The sequence below is a fragment of the Empedobacter sp. UBA5987 genome (assembly GCF_002429865.1).
Classification (GTDB): Bacteria; Bacteroidota; Bacteroidia; order Flavobacteriales; family Weeksellaceae; genus Empedobacter; species Empedobacter falsenii_B.
Window position 1 is genome coordinate 1 of record NZ_DJBB01000044.1, and the last position, 16,589, is coordinate 16,589.

General features: G+C 31.6%; 20 protein-coding genes. 6 read left to right on the forward strand and 14 right to left on the reverse strand.

From position 1 onward, the window contains the following. Nucleotides 1-235 precede the first annotated feature (235 nt). Nucleotides 236-640, reverse strand: a complete 405-nt coding sequence (locus B3J26_RS06755) for a hypothetical protein (protein WP_291062250.1) — start codon at nucleotides 638-640, stop codon at nucleotides 236-238. 474 nt (nucleotides 641-1,114) lie between these two features. Here B3J26_RS06755 and B3J26_RS06760 point away from each other — a divergent pair, with 474 nt between their 5' ends. Next, the gene (locus B3J26_RS06760) at nucleotides 1,115-1,870 is read left to right on the forward strand and encodes an acyl-CoA desaturase (RefSeq protein ID WP_291073917.1); all 756 of its coding nucleotides are present in this window, start codon (nucleotides 1,115-1,117) and stop codon (nucleotides 1,868-1,870) included. Between the two features lie 34 nt (nucleotides 1,871-1,904). Here the strand turns inward: B3J26_RS06760 and B3J26_RS06765 are convergent, their stop codons facing one another. From B3J26_RS06765 to B3J26_RS06805, 9 genes are all read right to left on the reverse strand, one after another. Further along, nucleotides 1,905-2,513, reverse strand: a complete 609-nt coding sequence (locus tag B3J26_RS06765) for a class I SAM-dependent methyltransferase (protein WP_291073903.1) — start codon at nucleotides 2,511-2,513, stop codon at nucleotides 1,905-1,907. Further along, nucleotides 2,513-3,424: a hypothetical protein gene (locus tag B3J26_RS06770; RefSeq protein ID WP_291073905.1), complete on the reverse strand. Its 912-nt coding sequence runs from the start codon at nucleotides 3,422-3,424 to the stop codon at nucleotides 2,513-2,515. The genes B3J26_RS06765 and B3J26_RS06770 overlap by 1 nt, the downstream gene beginning before the upstream one ends. A 12-nt stretch (nucleotides 3,425-3,436) precedes the next feature. Further along, the gene (locus B3J26_RS06775; RefSeq protein ID WP_115000714.1) at nucleotides 3,437-4,123 is read right to left on the reverse strand and encodes a LytR/AlgR family response regulator transcription factor; all 687 of its coding nucleotides are present in this window, start codon (nucleotides 4,121-4,123) and stop codon (nucleotides 3,437-3,439) included. Continuing rightward, nucleotides 4,116-5,156 carry a sensor histidine kinase gene (locus B3J26_RS06780; protein ID WP_291073907.1) on the reverse strand — a complete coding sequence of 347 codons (1,041 nt, stop codon included), beginning with the start codon at nucleotides 5,154-5,156 and terminating at the stop codon, nucleotides 4,116-4,118. Before B3J26_RS06780 ends, B3J26_RS06775 begins: the two co-directional genes overlap by 8 nt. After that, complete coding sequence (locus B3J26_RS06785) at nucleotides 5,149-5,661, reverse strand: hypothetical protein (protein WP_280046244.1); 513 nt, start codon at nucleotides 5,659-5,661, stop codon at nucleotides 5,149-5,151. Before B3J26_RS06785 ends, B3J26_RS06780 begins: the two co-directional genes overlap by 8 nt. Next, entirely contained in the window at nucleotides 5,648-5,884 is a 237-nt protein-coding gene (locus B3J26_RS06790) for a hypothetical protein (RefSeq protein WP_260392456.1), read from the reverse strand. Before B3J26_RS06790 ends, B3J26_RS06785 begins: the two co-directional genes overlap by 14 nt. Nucleotides 5,885-6,031: 147 nt before the next feature. After that, a complete protein-coding gene (locus B3J26_RS06795; RefSeq protein ID WP_260392457.1) occupies nucleotides 6,032-6,454 on the reverse strand; it encodes a hypothetical protein in 423 nt (140 codons plus the stop codon). A 7-nt stretch (nucleotides 6,455-6,461) separates the two neighbouring features. Beyond that, entirely contained in the window at nucleotides 6,462-7,163 is a 702-nt protein-coding gene (locus tag B3J26_RS06800) for an intradiol ring-cleavage dioxygenase (protein ID WP_291073908.1), read from the reverse strand. Between the two features lie 20 nt (nucleotides 7,164-7,183). Next, a complete protein-coding gene (locus B3J26_RS06805) occupies nucleotides 7,184-7,819 on the reverse strand; it encodes a hypothetical protein (protein ID WP_291073909.1) in 636 nt (211 codons plus the stop codon). 152 nt (nucleotides 7,820-7,971) lie between these two features. Here B3J26_RS06805 and B3J26_RS06810 point away from each other — a divergent pair, with 152 nt between their 5' ends. The 4 genes from B3J26_RS06810 to B3J26_RS06825 all read left to right on the forward strand — a co-directional run bounded on the left by B3J26_RS06810 (nucleotide 7,972) and on the right by B3J26_RS06825 (nucleotide 11,952). After that, a complete protein-coding gene (locus tag B3J26_RS06810) occupies nucleotides 7,972-8,685 on the forward strand; it encodes a CoA transferase subunit A (protein WP_291062236.1) in 714 nt (237 codons plus the stop codon). 5 nt (nucleotides 8,686-8,690) lie between these two features. Then, nucleotides 8,691-9,347 carry a 3-oxoacid CoA-transferase subunit B gene (locus tag B3J26_RS06815; RefSeq protein ID WP_291069782.1) on the forward strand — a complete coding sequence of 219 codons (657 nt, stop codon included), beginning with the start codon at nucleotides 8,691-8,693 and terminating at the stop codon, nucleotides 9,345-9,347. A gap of 102 nt (nucleotides 9,348-9,449) precedes the next feature. Continuing rightward, entirely contained in the window at nucleotides 9,450-11,735 is a 2,286-nt protein-coding gene (locus B3J26_RS06820) for a GH92 family glycosyl hydrolase (protein WP_291073910.1), read from the forward strand. 85 nt (nucleotides 11,736-11,820) lie between these two features. Next, on the forward strand, nucleotides 11,821-11,952 hold the full coding sequence (locus B3J26_RS06825; RefSeq protein ID WP_291073911.1) for a hypothetical protein: 132 nt from the start codon (nucleotides 11,821-11,823) through the stop codon (nucleotides 11,950-11,952). Between the two features lie 53 nt (nucleotides 11,953-12,005). On the opposite strand, the gene rimO is transcribed toward B3J26_RS06825, so the two are convergent. From rimO to B3J26_RS06845, 4 genes are all read right to left on the reverse strand, one after another. Beyond that, the gene (gene rimO, locus B3J26_RS06830; protein WP_291073912.1) at nucleotides 12,006-13,310 is read right to left on the reverse strand and encodes a 30S ribosomal protein S12 methylthiotransferase RimO; all 1,305 of its coding nucleotides are present in this window, start codon (nucleotides 13,308-13,310) and stop codon (nucleotides 12,006-12,008) included. A gap of 357 nt (nucleotides 13,311-13,667) precedes the next feature. Then, the gene (locus B3J26_RS06835; protein ID WP_291073914.1) at nucleotides 13,668-14,705 is read right to left on the reverse strand and encodes a glycosyltransferase; all 1,038 of its coding nucleotides are present in this window, start codon (nucleotides 14,703-14,705) and stop codon (nucleotides 13,668-13,670) included. A gap of 6 nt (nucleotides 14,706-14,711) precedes the next feature. Next, nucleotides 14,712-15,146 (reverse strand): DUF2750 domain-containing protein, encoded by a 435-nt coding sequence (locus tag B3J26_RS06840; RefSeq protein ID WP_291073915.1) that lies wholly within the window; start codon nucleotides 15,144-15,146, stop codon nucleotides 14,712-14,714. Nucleotides 15,147-15,151: 5 nt separating this feature from the next. Beyond that, nucleotides 15,152-16,309 carry a THUMP domain-containing class I SAM-dependent RNA methyltransferase gene (locus tag B3J26_RS06845; RefSeq protein ID WP_221855924.1) on the reverse strand — a complete coding sequence of 386 codons (1,158 nt, stop codon included), beginning with the start codon at nucleotides 16,307-16,309 and terminating at the stop codon, nucleotides 15,152-15,154. An 80-nt stretch (nucleotides 16,310-16,389) separates the two neighbouring features. On the opposite strand from B3J26_RS06845, the gene B3J26_RS06850 reads away from it, so the two are divergent. Then, nucleotides 16,390-16,575, forward strand: a complete 186-nt coding sequence (locus tag B3J26_RS06850) for a hypothetical protein (RefSeq protein ID WP_291062223.1) — start codon at nucleotides 16,390-16,392, stop codon at nucleotides 16,573-16,575. Nucleotides 16,576-16,589 lie beyond the last annotated feature (14 nt).

Consider the following 16,589-nt stretch of genomic DNA (forward strand, 5'->3'; position numbering starts at 1 on the left):
AACCTAATTTTACATTAATATACTTTTCTAAAAATAAACCTCGCTTAAAAAGGCTTAAACGAGGTCATATATTCTGTTTTTTACTGTAAATTGGAGTTATGCAACAGTTACCCTTGTTATCGGTAGTGGCTCTTTTCAGTCGCTTTGTTGAGCGTTGGCTTGGTAGCTCTTTTGCATTTTTTGTTTGGCTTTGTGTGGTTGGAAAAATGCAAATGTGCTACCAAATGTATAAGTTTTACCTATTTTTCATTTCCACTCTATTGCGAATGGTTTCCGTTAAAAGTGAATAAAGTTGCGGAAGAATATCAGTTTTGAAGCCGTAGGCTTTCAAAACTGCTTCATCAAAAGCAATTCTGTCTTTCTGTTTGTATTCGTTTTCGTAATCTTGAATTTGTCGTTTGCTAATAGTTTCAAATTTCGCAAGAATACTTTCTTTTTGTTTGTCTGAAAGCAAACTTGGGTCAAATATTTTCATTTTTGTTTTGAAAAAGTCTGCGTTCAAGTCCAATGCTCCTAAATTTCTTGAAACACCGTTTAATTCAACAATCAAAAGAGAAACGATTGAATTAAGTAAAGCCGACACAATCTCAACATCATTCTTTTTTACACGAATGGCAACCAATCTTTGATTGAGATACAAAGGCGATTTGCTGAACGAAAAGAATAGTCGTTGGCTTGGATTTATGGAAATGAAAATATTTGCCGATTCTTCGGGTGCAAGAATACCAAAACGGTTTTCTTGTTTTCAAAACTTCGGGTAAAGCAATTCCTGTTTTGTTCGTTGTTGTTTCAAACTTCTTGATATGCTTGTAAGCAATTGGATATTTCGCTTTCAAAGTCTTTTCATCTTCTTTGCAAATAGAGCTGGTGCAGCAGTCGCAAGAGAAATAATTGCTTATTTAGGTTTATAACTTTAACATTTATTTAATCAACGTATTTAGTATTAAATAATTACATTTAAAAACCTACTATTAAATGGATAATTTATTTGATTAGAGCAGATTATAATTAAATTTTTTCATTATAAATAATCAATAATTTTATGAGTTCTATGATTTTAATTAGTGGAATTCACAATCCTAACGATTATATTTGTAAAAATTTAAAATTAGTAATGACAGCAGTAATCATTATCTTTGTTATACATTGGTATGCTTCTTTATTTTTCCAAACTTTTTTTCATCACCGATATGCATCACATGCAATGTTTACGATGTCAAAAGCTTGGGAAAAAATATTTCACGTTTTAGCGTGGATTTTTCAAGGTTCATCTTATCTAAGTCCCTACACATATGGGGTTATGCACAGACATCATCACGCATATGCGGACACAGAAAAAGATCCACATTCGCCACAATATGATCCAAATTTCTTTGCGATGATGTGGAGAACTCGTATTGTTTACAACGAAATTGACCACGATAAAACACAAGTTTTAGAAAAATTCAAAAAAGGCGTTCCTTCTTGGCGTTCTTGGGATAGATTTGCTGGAAATAATGCTGTACGTTTAGCTTGGGTTATCATTTACATTTTGATTTATGTTGCTGTTGATGCACCACTTTGGACGTATTTTGTATTCATTCCAATGCAAGTTTTAATGAGTCCACTACATGGTGTAATCATCAACTGGTTTTCACACAAATTAGGTTACCGTAATTACGATGTTGGGGATACTTCGACAAACTTGATGCCGATTGACTGGTTAATGTGGGGAGAATGTTTGCATAACAATCACCATAAATTTGGTGGACGTCCTAATTTCGCTATTAAGAAATGGGAATTCGACCCGATGTATCCATGCATTTGGGCAATGAATAAACTGAATATCATTCAGTTCAATAAAGGTAAATTAGACACCGATTATATGTAAAATGAAAGCGATTCAATAAATTGAATCGCTTTTTTTATTTCTTCTGATAAACGATACTTTCTATATATTTTTTGAAAAAGAATTTGTGTTCGACGATTTTAAAATACGATAGAAAACTTTGTTGCATTCTAGGTAATTGAGAAATATCCAAACCAATAACAATTCTAAAAAAGCTTAACATCAGATTCGTCACACTTTTTTGCCAACCTTTCTGATTTTGTACAAAATCAACATAAAACCACAAACCTCCTACTTTCAAATACGAATTTAATTGGCTAAATAATTCTTCTGCTTTGGGTTGATTAAAATGATCAAACAAAAAAGTTGTCATCACCACATCATATTTTTTATCCGTTTCGAAATCAAAAATATCTGCAACAATAAAATTGATATTTAAATTTGACGTTTTTTCTTTTTTGGCTAAATCAATCATTTTCGATGAAAAATCAACATAATCGATCTCCAATTTTAGATTTAACTTTTCTATTTCAGCGATAAATTTCCCCGCTCCTCCTCCAACCCACAATATTTTATCATTCTCTTTCAAATGTTTCAAAATAACAAAATGAGCTTGATGTTGACGATTCAAAAAAATCAACTGGCTCAACGAATGATAATATGGCGCGATAAAATTGTAATTCATTATTCGAATAAAATTACGCTTAAAATTCCACAAATTGCTTTCAATAAAATCATTCCATCAATCGCAATTAAATAATATAAAATGGCTTTTGGACGATTGAGTTTAAAGGCGAAAATAGCTAAACAAACAATCGGAATTAACATAAACAAAATGCGATGAAGCGGCAATCCATACCATATTCCAAAAATTACAAAACTCAAAAACCCTAAGAATATTAAGGGTAAAATAATGCGGTTTAACGTAAAATGATAACCATATTTGACAACAAATGTTTTTAAATTTCGATTACTGTCATCTTCATAATCTTTCAAATCAAACAAAATCGCATTCACAACGCAATACATAAAGGTTTGAGAAAATAGAAAATAGAATTTTGCATCAATCACATAATGCGTTTCATTCTTCAACATCAAAAATAAAACAGGTAAAAAAACGGTTGTAATTGCCCAAGTCCAGCCAATTAAAAATGGCTTTAACAACATCGTTTTACGCAACGAAATACCTAATTTGAAATCATAATAACCAAAGGATAAAATTGTTGTAAAAGATAAGACAGTCAACCATTTCCAAGTTAATATTTCGTAATTCGGTAAACAATTTATCGCTAAAATAATTCCAGAAATTAAAGCGATTACAGCTAAAATAGCTGTGTAAATACGAACAGATTTACGATGCGTAATGTAGAACTGAGTTCTTGGATTACTAGATGATTTTAAAGATTTTGGAATTCTGTAGGCGTACAAATAAAACAATACAGTAATGGTGCTAATAAAAGTATAATACGCAATCGAATTAAACGGTAAACCAATTTTGATATTCGTCTCGATATTGAGCGCAATAGAAAGTAGAATTAAAAAAAAATTGGAAAAAAAAATGTTTACGATAAATCGACTAATCACTTTTTTTTCCATTTTCCTAACAACTTAAACTTTGAAAAACTCTAGAATGACATTTTTATACGTTTCGCCAATCGGAATTTCTTCGTCTTTCAAATATAAGACTTTATTTTGAATTGATTTCACTTTTTTTATCGAAACGATATAAGATCGATGAACACGCACAAAAAGTTGATCAGGCAGTTTTTCTAAAATAGATTTCATCGATATTCGAGCCGTAATTCGTTTGCCGTTTTCGAGATGAATTTTTACATAATCGTCCAAACCTTCGATAAAATCAATTTCGTCGTAGGCAATTTTATTCAGTTTATAATCAGCTCGAATCGTCAAAAACTCTTTATCTTCATTCAGTTTTTTATCCACCAAAATCAACACCGCTTTGTTCACCGCTTCTTCAAATCTATCGTAATCTATCGGCTTCAACAAATAATCAATCGCCGCAACATTAAAGCCATCAACCGCATATTCCGCAAAAGCTGTGGTAAAAATAACGGGAATTTTCTTCTCCATATTTTTGTAAAATTCCATTCCATTTGTACGCGAAATTTGAATATCCAAAAACATCAAATCGATTGGAAATTGATTGATATATTTCTGCGCATCTTTCAAATTGGAAAAGGTTTTTACTAACTCAACATGTTCATTTCTCGAACAATAATTTTCGATTACCATCAATGCCAACGGCTCATCATCTATTGCAATTACTTTAATCATTCAAGAAAATTTTTAGTTCAACAATAAATTTAGATAAATCATCATTAATCGTTAATTTATAATGATTTGTATAAAAAAAATCTAATCTCTTTTTCGTATTCTTCAAACCAATTTCACTTTTTTCAGTTTCAGGATTCACCTCTTTCGAAATGGTATTTTCAACGTTTAAAAACAATGTTTGTTGCTCAACTTTTATCGAAATAATAACAGGTTGCGAGGCTTCATCAATCACACCATATTTGAATGCATTTTCGATAAAATTAATTAAAATTAATGGAGAAATTCTTAAATCGGCAGGATTTCCTTCAACTTCAAAAATAACAGATTCTTTGTGCGTTAATCTCAATTTTTGCAACTCAATATAATTCTTGATATAATCTAAATCTTGTTGCAAAGGCACAAAATCTTTGGAAGAATCTGAAACCACAAATCGCATCATTTTAGATAATTTCATCACCGCATCCGAAGCAGAATCCGATTTTTGAAGCGTTAAAGCATAAATATTATTCAACGTATTGAACAAAAAATGAGGATTAATTTGCGCTCTCAAATAAGCAATTTCCGACAATTGTTTCTCATTTTTCATTTCCTGAAAACGTTTATTTTGTCGAATAAAAAGCGAAACAATCGCCATCATCAAGAACATAATAATTTTCGGACTCCACATCATAAAATCGCGAGGTGGTTTTCGAGGCTCAAAACGATTAAAAGGCGGAGCTTTTGGAGGAACTTTGTTAAAATGAAACGCAAATTCTGGAACTTTATACACCACAAAAAAGAAAATGATGAGAATAACGATATAGAAAAAATAACGTTTCTGAAAATATAATTTCGGAATTAACACAAAATAATTCACCAAAAAGAACACTAACAACAAGATATTTTCGAAAAGCATTCGCTTAAAAAAACCTGTTTTGAAAATGGATTGATCGCTCGAAAAATTTGGCGCAGCAATAAATGGAATTAACAGAAATATAATTGAAACTATGCTGAAAATAACGATTTCTCTCTTTGTAATTTTTACTTTATTCATCTTCTAATTCAATTGAAACAATAGAAAAATGTTGTCTATTTGGAATCATCAATGTTTTTATATTAGTTTTTAATTCTTCATCCGAAGAAATTAAATAATGATTGTTCACTTCTCCAAAATAGAAATATTGTTTGGTATAAAATGTAAGCGCAACCTTGTGATTTGCATGATTTTGATTAGATGAATTTATAATATCCAACTCGAAATCTACAAAATTAAGGTGGGTTTTGTTCAAATTATCTGTGATTTGATACAAATTTCCTTCCAATTGTTCGATATACGGAATCGCCGCCATTCCTACCAAATAATGTAATTGCGCTGCTTTTTTATTTTGGCGCATCAATTCTCGAAAAGTTTCTACTTTATGCGTTTCTTGCTGAAAAAGTTGCTCTTGCAAATAATACTCTTTGTACGTCGCATCAAAAACATATTTCTCCCAAATCGATGTTGTCGTAGCATCAATCAGTAAACGATAAGCAAACTGAATTTTTTTAATTGTTTTCATCTTTTGGTTTTCTATCAAAAGGAGGCATTCCATCTGGAGGTGGTGGCATTCCTGGCCCTCCGCCCATTGGCTCTTTTGCTTCCTCTATATTTTCTGTAGAAATTACAATATTTGCCTCAATTGTATAACCTTTTTCTAAACTTCCGCTCACTTTTGCCAATTGATTTCCGTCTGTATCATCCGAAAAAACATTGTCATTCTCATTGTACGTATAACCATTCAAACCTTTTGTATAACCATATTCTTTGGCTGAATTTACAATTTCTACAACAGAATTTTCACCTTCTGGAAAAGCAATTTGCGTTACTTTTAATGATTTTCCTTTCTGATCGTAAATATGAACATGGATATGCGTTGCGCGACTTTCGTATCAGCCTGGAAAAATAGAATTGAATTCAACATTTCCATTTTCATCGGTTACTTGTCTACCTCTCAAAAATTTATACGATTTATAATCGGTTGGTTGCATACGCATTCCGCCATATTGCGAATAATTTCCATCTTTATCACAATGCCAAATATCAACAATCGCGCCTATTAAAGGTTGACAGCTTTCATCAACATTGGTTACATTAATTTTGATTGTCGCCTCTACTCCTGTTCGATCGCCTTTTATATTTTTAGATAAAAAATCTTCTGGCTTTTTTGTAGGAAATGGACCTTCTGTTTCAGAGGCCCATACTTCACAATCATTTACAACATTAGAGTCTTTGCAACTCATCAACACTTTTGGAACAATTAAACTTGCTCCTAATAATCCTAAACTATTTTTTATAAAATCTTTTCTTTCCATTTTCTTTTTAAATTGAAACTTTAATATTGGATGAAATGGTGTATCCAGCACTCAAACTACCTGAAACAGTTGCTATTTGTAACCCTTCTTTATCATCACTAAAAACATTATCCTTTGCATTATATGTATAACCCGTCAAGCCTTTTGTATAACCATAAGATGAAGCCGAATTTACCGTTGCAACAGCACTACTTGTACCTTCTGGAAAAGCGATTTGTGTCACTTTTATCGAAACTCCATTTGCGTTGTAAATGTGCACATGAATATGCGTTGCACGGCCAGAATACCATCCTGGGAAAATACTTGTAAATTTCACTTTTCCTTCAGAATCGGTGATTTGTCTACCTCTCAAGAAATTATAGGATTGATAATTGGTTTGTTGCATTTGCGTTCCTCCATATTGAGAATAATTTCCATCTTTGTCGCAATGCCAAATATCAACGATAATTCCCTCTACAGCAGAACAATTGTTACTCGCATTTTGCACCACAATTTCTATCGTTGCATCAACACCCGTTCGGTCGCCTTTTACATCACTTCTCATATAACTCGACGGAGTTTTTGTAGGAAATGGACCTTCTGTTTCAGAGGCCCATACTTCACAATCATTTACAACAGTAGAATCTTTGCAACTCATCAACACTTTTGGAACAATTAAACTTGCTCCTAATAATCCTAAACTATTTTTGATAAAATCTTTTCTTTCCATTTTGTTATGTATTTTTAACATTAGTAATCAATTACCATTAACAAAGAATTTTCGCTCAACGATTCAAATTCAACATTCTCATCAGATCTTATTTGTAATAAATCTCTTGATTCTATTAAACGATTGTGAACTTCAAAAATACCTGTCAAAGAAATGATTAACCAACTTCTTTCGTTTCTTTTGAATGGTAATTCAGATTCTTTTCTCAAGTCAAATTTTCCTAAAAAAACATTAAACAAATCATGTCGGATTATTTTCTCTAAACGATTCTCTCTATCCAAATCAATTGGAACAATCATTTTAGCAATTTGCTGTTTTTCTTTTACGATGAATAACGCATAGAAATAAGAAAAATCGTGGCTCAAATCGCCTTCTATTTCTATTATAGTTCCTTTTTCTAAGTAATAAACAAATGATTGATTGACTTCAATTTTCCAATTAAAACCATTCATATTCAAGTGAATATTATTCAATATAGGCATTAAAATAATATAACCACTTTCTTTAATTACTTTTTGATAAGTACCCATTCCGCTTAACGCAACATCATCAATAAAAGCAAAATCCAAAATCGGATTTGTATCATTTAAAGCATTTATCCTAATAAATTTATTTTCAAATAAATTTCGATTCTCAGCCTTGCACAACTTTATCATGTCCTCATATAATCTTCTAAACAAAAGTATATATCGATATTTTGTTATCTAAATTTAAGAGGTTAACCTAAGATTTTTGTAGGTTAATTGAAATATGAATGGTTTTTATTTATCTTTAACATTAGAATTATATTTGATCAAACACAACAAAAATGATAAACAAAAAAGTAAACAGCATCGAAGAAGCGCTACAAGGCGTAGAAAGCGGAATGACGCTTGCTGTTGGAGGCTTTGGACTTTCTGGAATTCCTGAAAACTTGATTCAAGGATTGGTAGACAAAAAAATCAATAACCTTACGTGTATTAGTAACAATGCAGGTGTAGACGATTTTGGTTTAGGATTATTATTACAAGGACGACAAATCAAAAAAATGATTTCTTCTTATGTTGGAGAAAATGCTGAATTTGAGCGTCAAATGCTTTCAGGAGAATTAGAAGTAGAATTAATTCCACAAGGAACTTTAGCAACTCGTTTAATGGCTGCTGGTTATGGAATGCCTGCAATTTTTACTCCTGCAGGAGTTGGTACTGAAGTTGCTGAAGGTAAAGAGATTAGAAAATTTACTTTTCATGGTATTGAGAAAGAATATTTGTTAGAATATGCTTTCGAACCTGATTTTGCAATCGTTAAAGCTTGGAAAGGTGATACTGCTGGAAATTTAGTTTTTCGTGGTGCAACTGCAAATTTTAATCATCCGGCAGCAATGTGTGGAAAAATTACCATTGCAGAAGTAGAAGAATTAGTAGAAGTTGGTGAATTAAATCCAAATCAAATTCATACGCCTGGCGTTTATGTCAATCGTATTATTCAGGGTGCGAAGTACGAAAAACGAATTGAAAACAGAACTGTTCAACCAAAACCATAAAAGCAATGTTAGATAAAAATGGAATTGCAAAACGAATTGCAAAAGAGGTAAAAGACGGATATTATGTAAATTTAGGAATCGGAATTCCGACATTGGTTGCTAATTATATTCCTGAAAATGTAAACGTTGTTTTACAATCTGAGAATGGTTTATTGGGAATGGGACCTTTTCCTATTGATGGTGAAGAAGATCCTGATTTTATTAATGCTGGTAAACAAACAATCACCACTTTGCCCGGATCAGCTTTCTTTGATTCGGCAATGAGTTTTGGAATGATTAGAGCCCGAAAAATTAATTTAACTATTTTAGGCGCAATGGAAGTTTCGGAGAATGGAGACATTGCCAACTGGAAAATTCCTGGAAAAATGGTAAAAGGAATGGGCGGTGCAATGGATTTAGTGGCTTCGGCTGATAATATTATTGTAGCGATGCAACATGTGAACAAAGCAGGAGAATCTAAACTTCTAAAAGAATGTACACTTCCTTTAACAGGAATAAAATGTGTCAAAAAAATTGTTACTGAATTAGCTGTTTTAGAAGTTTTACCAGAAGGTGGTTTCAAATTATTAGAGCGAGCACCAGGAATTTCTGTGGAAGATATCAAAAATGCAACTGAAGGAAAATTAATTATTGAAGGAGAAATTCCCGAAATGATTTTATAATAAATAAAGATTCGAAAGGAAATTCAAAAGCTTTCCTTTCTTTTTTTGATTTCGATGATTTCTATTAACTTTAGATTAAATTAATACTTGAAAACGAAATCGATGAAATTAAAATTATTAATCACACTGTTTTCTCTCTACAATTTAGGATTTGCACAACAACAAAACTTAGTCAAATATGTCAATCCAATGATTGGAACCGAAAAAATGGGACATACATTTCCAGGTGCAACTGTGCCTTTTGGTGCTGTACAATTGAGTCCCGAAACCGACTCTATTCCCTATTCTGTCAATCATAAATATAATCCAAAAGTATATGATTATTGTGCTGGTTACCGTTTTGAAGATAAAACAATTACAGGTTTTAGTCACACTCATTTTAATGGAACAGGACATTCTGATTTAGGTGATTTTTTGATTATGCCAACAGTAGGTAAATTGCAATTAAATCCCGGAACTGCTCAACATCCTGAAAGTGGTTATCGTTCAAGGTTTTCTCATCAAAATGAATTTGCTGAAGCCGGATATTACAAAGTAAAATTGGAGGACTATAACATTTGGGCTGAAATGACCGCTACTACTCGAGTTGGTTTTCATCAATATACTTTTCCAAAATCTACTCAATCGCATATTATTTTTGATTTGAATGCGGGAATTTACAATTACGATGACAAAAATACTTGGACGTATGTAAGAGTTGTGAACGATACATTAGTTACTGGTTATCGACAAACACGAGGTTGGGCAAGAAATAGAACAGTTTATTTTGCGATGACTTTTTCTAAACCATTTAAAAATTATGGTCAAAAAAATGAAGATGGTCAAGTCGATTATAAAGGATTTTGGAGAAAATGGAACGAAACACAAAATTTCCCTTTGATTGAAGGTAAAAAAATTAAAATGTTTTTTGATTTCGATACAGAACAAAATGAAAAAGTAAAAATAAAGTTTGCTATTTCTCCTGTCAGTCAAACCAATGCTTTAGAAAATTTGATAACAGAAATTCCACATTGGAATTTTGAACAAGTAAAAAATGAAGCCAAAGAAAATTGGAACAAAGAATTGAATCGCATTCAGATCAAAGCTTCAGAAAACGATAAAATAAATTTCTATACAGCGATGTACCATACATTTATCAATCCAACAACTTACATGGATGTAAATGGTCAATACAAAGGCTTAGATCAAGAAATTCATCAAGCAAAAGATTTTACAAATTATACAACTTTCTCACTTTGGGACACTTATCGCGCTTTACATCCATTGTTTAATATCATTCAACCAAAACGTAACAATGATATGGTAAAATCGATGATGAAACATTATGAACAAAATCCAATAAAAATGCTACCAATTTGGTCGCATTATGCAAACGAAAATTGGTGTATGAGCGGATATCATTCGGTTACGGTTATTGCAGATGCAATTGTAAAGGGAGTTTATAATGGTGATGCAAATGCTGCTTTAGATGCATGTATTGTTACGGCGAACAAAAGAGATTATGAAGGAATTGGTGATTATATCTACAAAGGTTTTATACCAGCCGAGAAAAATGGAACATCAATTTCGAATACGTTAGAATATGCGTTTGATGATTGGTCGATCGCGCAAGCTGCCAAAAAATTGAACAGAATGGATGTGTATGAAACATTTATGAAACGTTCAGAAAATTGGAAAAATAATTATGATGCTTCAATCGGATTTATGCGTCCTCGATTAGCAGATGGAAGTTTCAAAAAAGAATTTGAACCTTTGAATACGCATGGACAAGGATTTATAGAAGGTAACTCATGGAATTTCAGCTTCTTTGTTCCCCAAAATCCTGATGGATTGATCAATGCGATGGGTGGCAAAAAGAAATTTGGTGAAAAGCTTGATGAATTATTTACAATGCATTTACCTGACGAATATTTTGCTGATACAGAAGATATTACTCGAGAAGGAATTATTGGTGGATATGTTCATGGAAATGAACCCGCTCATCATGTTGCCTATTTATATAATTGGGCTGGACAAGCTTGGAAAACACAAGAAAAAATTAGAATGATTTTAGATATGCAATACAAACCTACACCAGATGGTTTGGGCGGAAATGATGACACAGGACAAATGAGTGCGTGGTATATTTTTAGTGCACTTGGTTTTTATCCTGTTCAACAAGGATCGACAGATTACGCAATTGGAAGCCCATTGGTAGATCATGCCATTTTAAATCTAGAAAACGGTAAACAATTTGAAATTGAAGTCAAAAATCAATCGAAGAAAAATGTCTACATTCAAAAAATAGAACTTAATGGAAAGTCTTACTCTTCGTTCAATTTAAATCATTTTGATATCGTAAATGGCGGTAAATTAGTATTTCATATGGGAGCAAAACCTAAAAAATAAACGTTAAATATTTTATAATTAAAACTTTAAATTTGAAAACTTGAAAAATAATGATTAATTTAAATCAAATTTAAAACCAAGAAAAATGGCTAAAAAGGCAAAAAAAGAAGAAATTCATTTACAAGTTTTAGTGGACAAGTTAAAAGATCCAAAACATAAACAATTAGTTCAAACGAATCGTTTAAAGAAAAAACGTCGCAATAACGCTAAAAATTAAACATAAAAAAAACCACTCAAATTGAGTGGTTTTTTGTTTTTATCTCGAATTGATTAATCAATCACTTTACCAATTAAATCGAATTCGTACGCTTCAATAATCTCTACATTTACAAAATCACCAACTGGTAAATAGGTATCAATTGCAGAAATCAAAACTTCGTTATCAACGTCTGGCGAATCATATTCTGTACGTCCAATAAAGTTATCACCTTCCTTACGATCAATCATTACTCTAAATTGTTTTCCAATTTTTTCTTGATTCAAATCATACGAAATTTGAGATTGAATTTCCATAATTTCTTCAACACGTTGTTGTTTTACTTCCTCTGGTACATCATCTTCTAAATTATAGGCATGCGTATTTTCTTCGTGAGAATAAGTAAAACATCCCAAACGATCAAATTTTTGCTCTTGTACCCAAGCTTTCATTTCCTGAAAATCTTCTTCTGTTTCGCCTGGATATCCACAAATCAATGTTGTACGAATCGCCATATCAGGAACTTTTGTACGCATTGCGTCTAACAAAGCATTCGTTTTTTCGTGTGTTGTACCACGACGCATTGATTTTAATAATTTTGTTGAAATATGTTGTAACGGAATATCAATATAATTACAAACTTTAGGTTCTTCACGAATTACATCCAAAACATCTTCTGGAAAACCAGCTGGAAATGCATAATGTAAACGAATCCATTCGATACCTTCAATCTTAACTAATTCTTTTAATAATGATGCTAATTCACGTTTTTTATAGATATCTAAACCATAATACGTTAAATCTTGTGCAATCAAAATTAACTCTTTTGTTCCATTTTTTGCCAATTTAGTAGCTTCTGTAACTAAATCTTCGATTGGACGAGAAACATTTCCTCCACGCATCAAAGGAATTGCACAGAAAGAACAAGGACGATCACAACCTTCAGCAATTTTAAGATATGCATAATGACGAGGAGTTGTTGTTAAACGTTCTCCAACCAATTCGTGCTTATAATCTGCTCCTAAAGCTTTTAATAAAAGTGGTAATTCTCGCGTACCAAAATATTGGTCAACATTTGGAATTTGCTCAATTAAATCTGGTTTGTATCGCTCTGACAAACATCCTGTCACGAAAACTTTTTCCACCAAACCATCTTCCTTACGTTGCACGTAATCTAAAATTGTATCAACACTTTCCTCCTTTGCATTATCAATGAAACCACAAGTATTAATCACCACAATTTCCCCAGATTGCTCATGTACAACCTCTTTCCCATTGGCTTTCAGCTGTCCCATTAACACCTCAGAATCGTATACATTTTTAGAACATCCTAACGTAATTACATTAATTTTCTTTTTTCCAGTCGATTTTGTACGCATTACTCTAATTTAAGTCTGCAAAATTACGAAATATTTGAGAGAACTGACCGAAAAGATTGAATGGAACAAGTATAAATAGCTAAAATAAAAATTTTTGAACCTAAATAACTTTAAAGAGAATAGATTTCTAAACAACTAACTATTTTAGAAAATTAATCAATTATTACGATATTCTACTTGAAATCTATTTAATAAATATATTTTAACGAATTGATTAACAAAATATAACAAGTCATTTATAGTTTAATTTCAACAATAAATGTTAAATTTGAGCTTATTAGTATTTTAAGTTAGATGTCAAAGCAATGCTTTGAAATTAAGAAGGTCAAGAGAAATCTTGACCTTTATTTTTTATATTTAATCGATATGATAATGACTCGGAAAAGCCATTTTAGGATTTTGTTTAAGAATATTCAACCTGAATTGACTTTCTAAAAATCCATAACCATAATTGAAAAATTGAATTAAAGTTGTTTGAATCGATAATAAACCAACTACCGCAGATTTGAAACGAATTGTCGAGAAAATAAAAATCAAAAACATGTAAATTAACCACAAAACAAACGGAATTTGTAGGATAAATTGATGTTTCGGAAGAATAAAACTCAACAATAGAAATAGAAACGCAACTAAAGTTCCAACAAAAAATAAACTCGGAATCCAAAAAGTTGGTTTGATATAATTTGGATGACGTTGATTAAGAATTGGGCGCGCAACTCCAAATTGATAGACTTGTTTTGCAAATTTCTTTAACGAAGTTCTACGTTTATGAATCACTTTCGAATCTTGAAACAATCGTGTATCAAAACCATTTTCCCACAAACGCATTGATAAATCTGGATCTTCTCCAACACGTAAATCAGCAAATCCACCCGTTTTTTCGTACGCTTTTCGTGAAATTCCCATATTAAAACTACGTGGCTGAAATTTACCAATTTGCTTTTTTCCTCCACGTATTCCTCCTGTTGTTAAGAAAGAAGTCATCGAAAAAGTAATTGCTTTTTGCAAATCTGTAAACGAGTCATCTGCATCATCTGGTCCGCCAAAAGCATCAACAAAATTAGTTGTCAATTCTTTTTTAACCGATTCAATATAAGTTGAAGGAATAATCGTATCAGAATCTAAGAAAATGAAATAATTTCCATTCGCTTTCTCCATTCCATAATTTCTCGATTTTCCTGGACCTGAATTTGTTTTGTAATAATAATGAAGATCTAATTGAGTTTCAAATTTAGCACAAACTGTATCCAATTTATTTTGAGAGCCATCGTCTACAATAATAATTTCGAATAACTTATCCGTTTGTTTCGCTAAACTTGACAATAATTCTGTCAATTCATCTTGACGTTCGTAAACGGCAATAATTATCGAAAGTTGCAAATCTTCTTTTCCCAAAATATATTATTGATTGAATGATTCTTTCAACTCTAATGTCACTTTCTGAATTTCATCTAAACTCTTAAAATGATTCAATTTGAAAGTTGATTTTGATTGTTTCAATTCGTGAACAATTGCCAAAATAGTATCCAATGGACTTTGCTCCTCTCCTTTCGAAGTTTCGTCAAAATTAATTCCAACCAAAGAAACTTCTTCAATCATTCCGAACAACCATTCTTCTAAAAAAGTATTCAAATCTATCGAATCAATTGTATGATTTGCCCATTGATTTTGTTTCGCTTTTTCAGCTAAATCTGTATTCGACCAAAAGCAAATTACTTCTAAATTAGAGCCATCTTCGTACTCAAACTCTTCCGAATACGAAATAGCAAAACCTTCTTCAGAAGTTAAAAGATATACTTTTTGATCTTGACAAATTTCTTTTATAAATTGACTCACTTCTCTTAATTTTGATTTTTAGTTTTTTTACTTCCTTCGTACATTTCGTATTGTAAAAAGTCGCATTCTAACTTACCGTTAAACACTTTTACCTTTTTCGAAGGACGTAAACCGACATATTTTTTGGCTTGTAAATCTGATGTGATAAACCACGCCAATGTATTTGGATAACTCGATTTTAACGTGTCACCAATTTGTTTATAAAATTCTTGGTTATTATTTTCGATACGTTCGTCATAAGGAGGATTGAACACCAATAAAACTGGGAACAATTCCTTTTTAGATGTAAAGAAATCTTGATTTCTAACTTCGATGAAATCTTCTAAATCAGCAGATTTTATATTCATCTGCGCAATTTTTACCATCATTGGAGAAATTTCATACCCAACAATTTTATATTCAGATTCTTTGATTCGATTTAGACGCGTATTACGAATTTGTGTAAACAATGTTTCGTCATAATCTGGCCAATTCTGAAAAGCAAAATGCTTACGATGAATTTGTGGCGGAATATTATTCGCAATCATCGCCGCTTCAATCAACATTGTTCCCGAACCACACATCGGATCAAGGTAATTTCCTTTTCCATCATAACCCGCTTGCAACAACAGACCTGCTGCTAAAACTTCGTTAATTGGAGCTGGACCAGTTTCTTCTCGATAACCACGTTTGTGTAAAGATTCTCCCGAAGAATCTAACGACAACGTAATTTTATCGTGCGAAATATGTAAGTTAAAACGTACATCTGGAAAATCTTTATCAATACTTGGACGACGACCATTTTTTTCTTTGAATCGATCTACAATAGCATCTTTCACTTTAAGCGCTGCGTAATGCGAATGTGTAAAATAATCTGAATGTACAGTTGGATCAATCATAAAAGTTTGATCGACATTCAAATAATTTTCCCAATGGAATTTTTTGAATTTCTCGTACAATTGATGATCATTTTTCGCAGAAAACGAAAGAATTGGCTTCTGTATACGAAGTGCAGTACGCAAGCTGTAATTTGCTTTGTACATGAAACCTAAATCGCCATTAAATTCAACCATTCGGTTTTGAATTTTAACATCTGCCGCACCCAACGCTTTTAATTCTTGCGCTAATATTTCTTCGAAACCAAAAAAGGTTTTCGCAATCATTCTGAAATTTTCCAAGGAAATAAAATTTTTACAAAAGTACGGGAAATAAAGGAAATTGAGAAGTTAGAATAATTATATTTGAAGTTAAATTAATAGAAAATATGAAATTATTATTTACTCTCTTATTTATTGGAAATATTTTCTTTGTAAAAGCTCAAACTAAATTACCACAAGATAGTGTTGATTATTATATTAATGAAACAAGAAATATTTTAAACAAAATAATAAAAGATCAAGATTTTTCATCAGATTTTAAAAATGACAACAAAATAGATCCTAATTTGTAATCTTCCCTAAAAAC

Excerpts from the sequence above, each read along its gene's own strand:
- B3J26_RS06810 (WP_291062236.1), top strand. The coding sequence starts at position 7,972 with ATGATAAACAAAAAAGTAAACAGCATCGAAGAAGCGCTACAAGGCGTA.
- B3J26_RS06850 (WP_291062223.1), top strand. The coding sequence starts at position 16,390 with ATGAAATTATTATTTACTCTCTTATTTATTGGAAATATTTTCTTTGTA.
- B3J26_RS06780 (WP_291073907.1), bottom strand. The coding sequence starts at position 5,156 with ATGAATAAAGTAAAAATTACAAAGAGAGAAATCGTTATTTTCAGCATA.
- B3J26_RS06795 (WP_260392457.1), bottom strand. The coding sequence starts at position 6,454 with ATGGAAAGAAAAGATTTTATAAAAAATAGTTTAGGATTATTAGGAGCA.
- B3J26_RS06765 (WP_291073903.1), bottom strand. The coding sequence starts at position 2,513 with ATGAATTACAATTTTATCGCGCCATATTATCATTCGTTGAGCCAGTTG.
- rimO (WP_291073912.1), bottom strand. The coding sequence starts at position 13,310 with ATGCGTACAAAATCGACTGGAAAAAAGAAAATTAATGTAATTACGTTA.
- B3J26_RS06825 (WP_291073911.1), top strand. The coding sequence starts at position 11,821 with ATGGCTAAAAAGGCAAAAAAAGAAGAAATTCATTTACAAGTTTTAGTG.
- B3J26_RS06805 (WP_291073909.1), bottom strand. The coding sequence starts at position 7,819 with ATGATAAAGTTGTGCAAGGCTGAGAATCGAAATTTATTTGAAAATAAA.
- B3J26_RS06815 (WP_291069782.1), top strand. The coding sequence starts at position 8,691 with ATGTTAGATAAAAATGGAATTGCAAAACGAATTGCAAAAGAGGTAAAA.
- B3J26_RS06785 (WP_280046244.1), bottom strand. The coding sequence starts at position 5,661 with ATGAAAACAATTAAAAAAATTCAGTTTGCTTATCGTTTACTGATTGAT.
- B3J26_RS06820 (WP_291073910.1), top strand. The coding sequence starts at position 9,450 with ATGAAATTAAAATTATTAATCACACTGTTTTCTCTCTACAATTTAGGA.
- B3J26_RS06775 (WP_115000714.1), bottom strand. The coding sequence starts at position 4,123 with ATGATTAAAGTAATTGCAATAGATGATGAGCCGTTGGCATTGATGGTA.
- B3J26_RS06760 (WP_291073917.1), top strand. The coding sequence starts at position 1,115 with ATGACAGCAGTAATCATTATCTTTGTTATACATTGGTATGCTTCTTTA.
- B3J26_RS06770 (WP_291073905.1), bottom strand. The coding sequence starts at position 3,424 with ATGGAAAAAAAAGTGATTAGTCGATTTATCGTAAACATTTTTTTTTCC.
- B3J26_RS06800 (WP_291073908.1), bottom strand. The coding sequence starts at position 7,163 with ATGGAAAGAAAAGATTTTATCAAAAATAGTTTAGGATTATTAGGAGCA.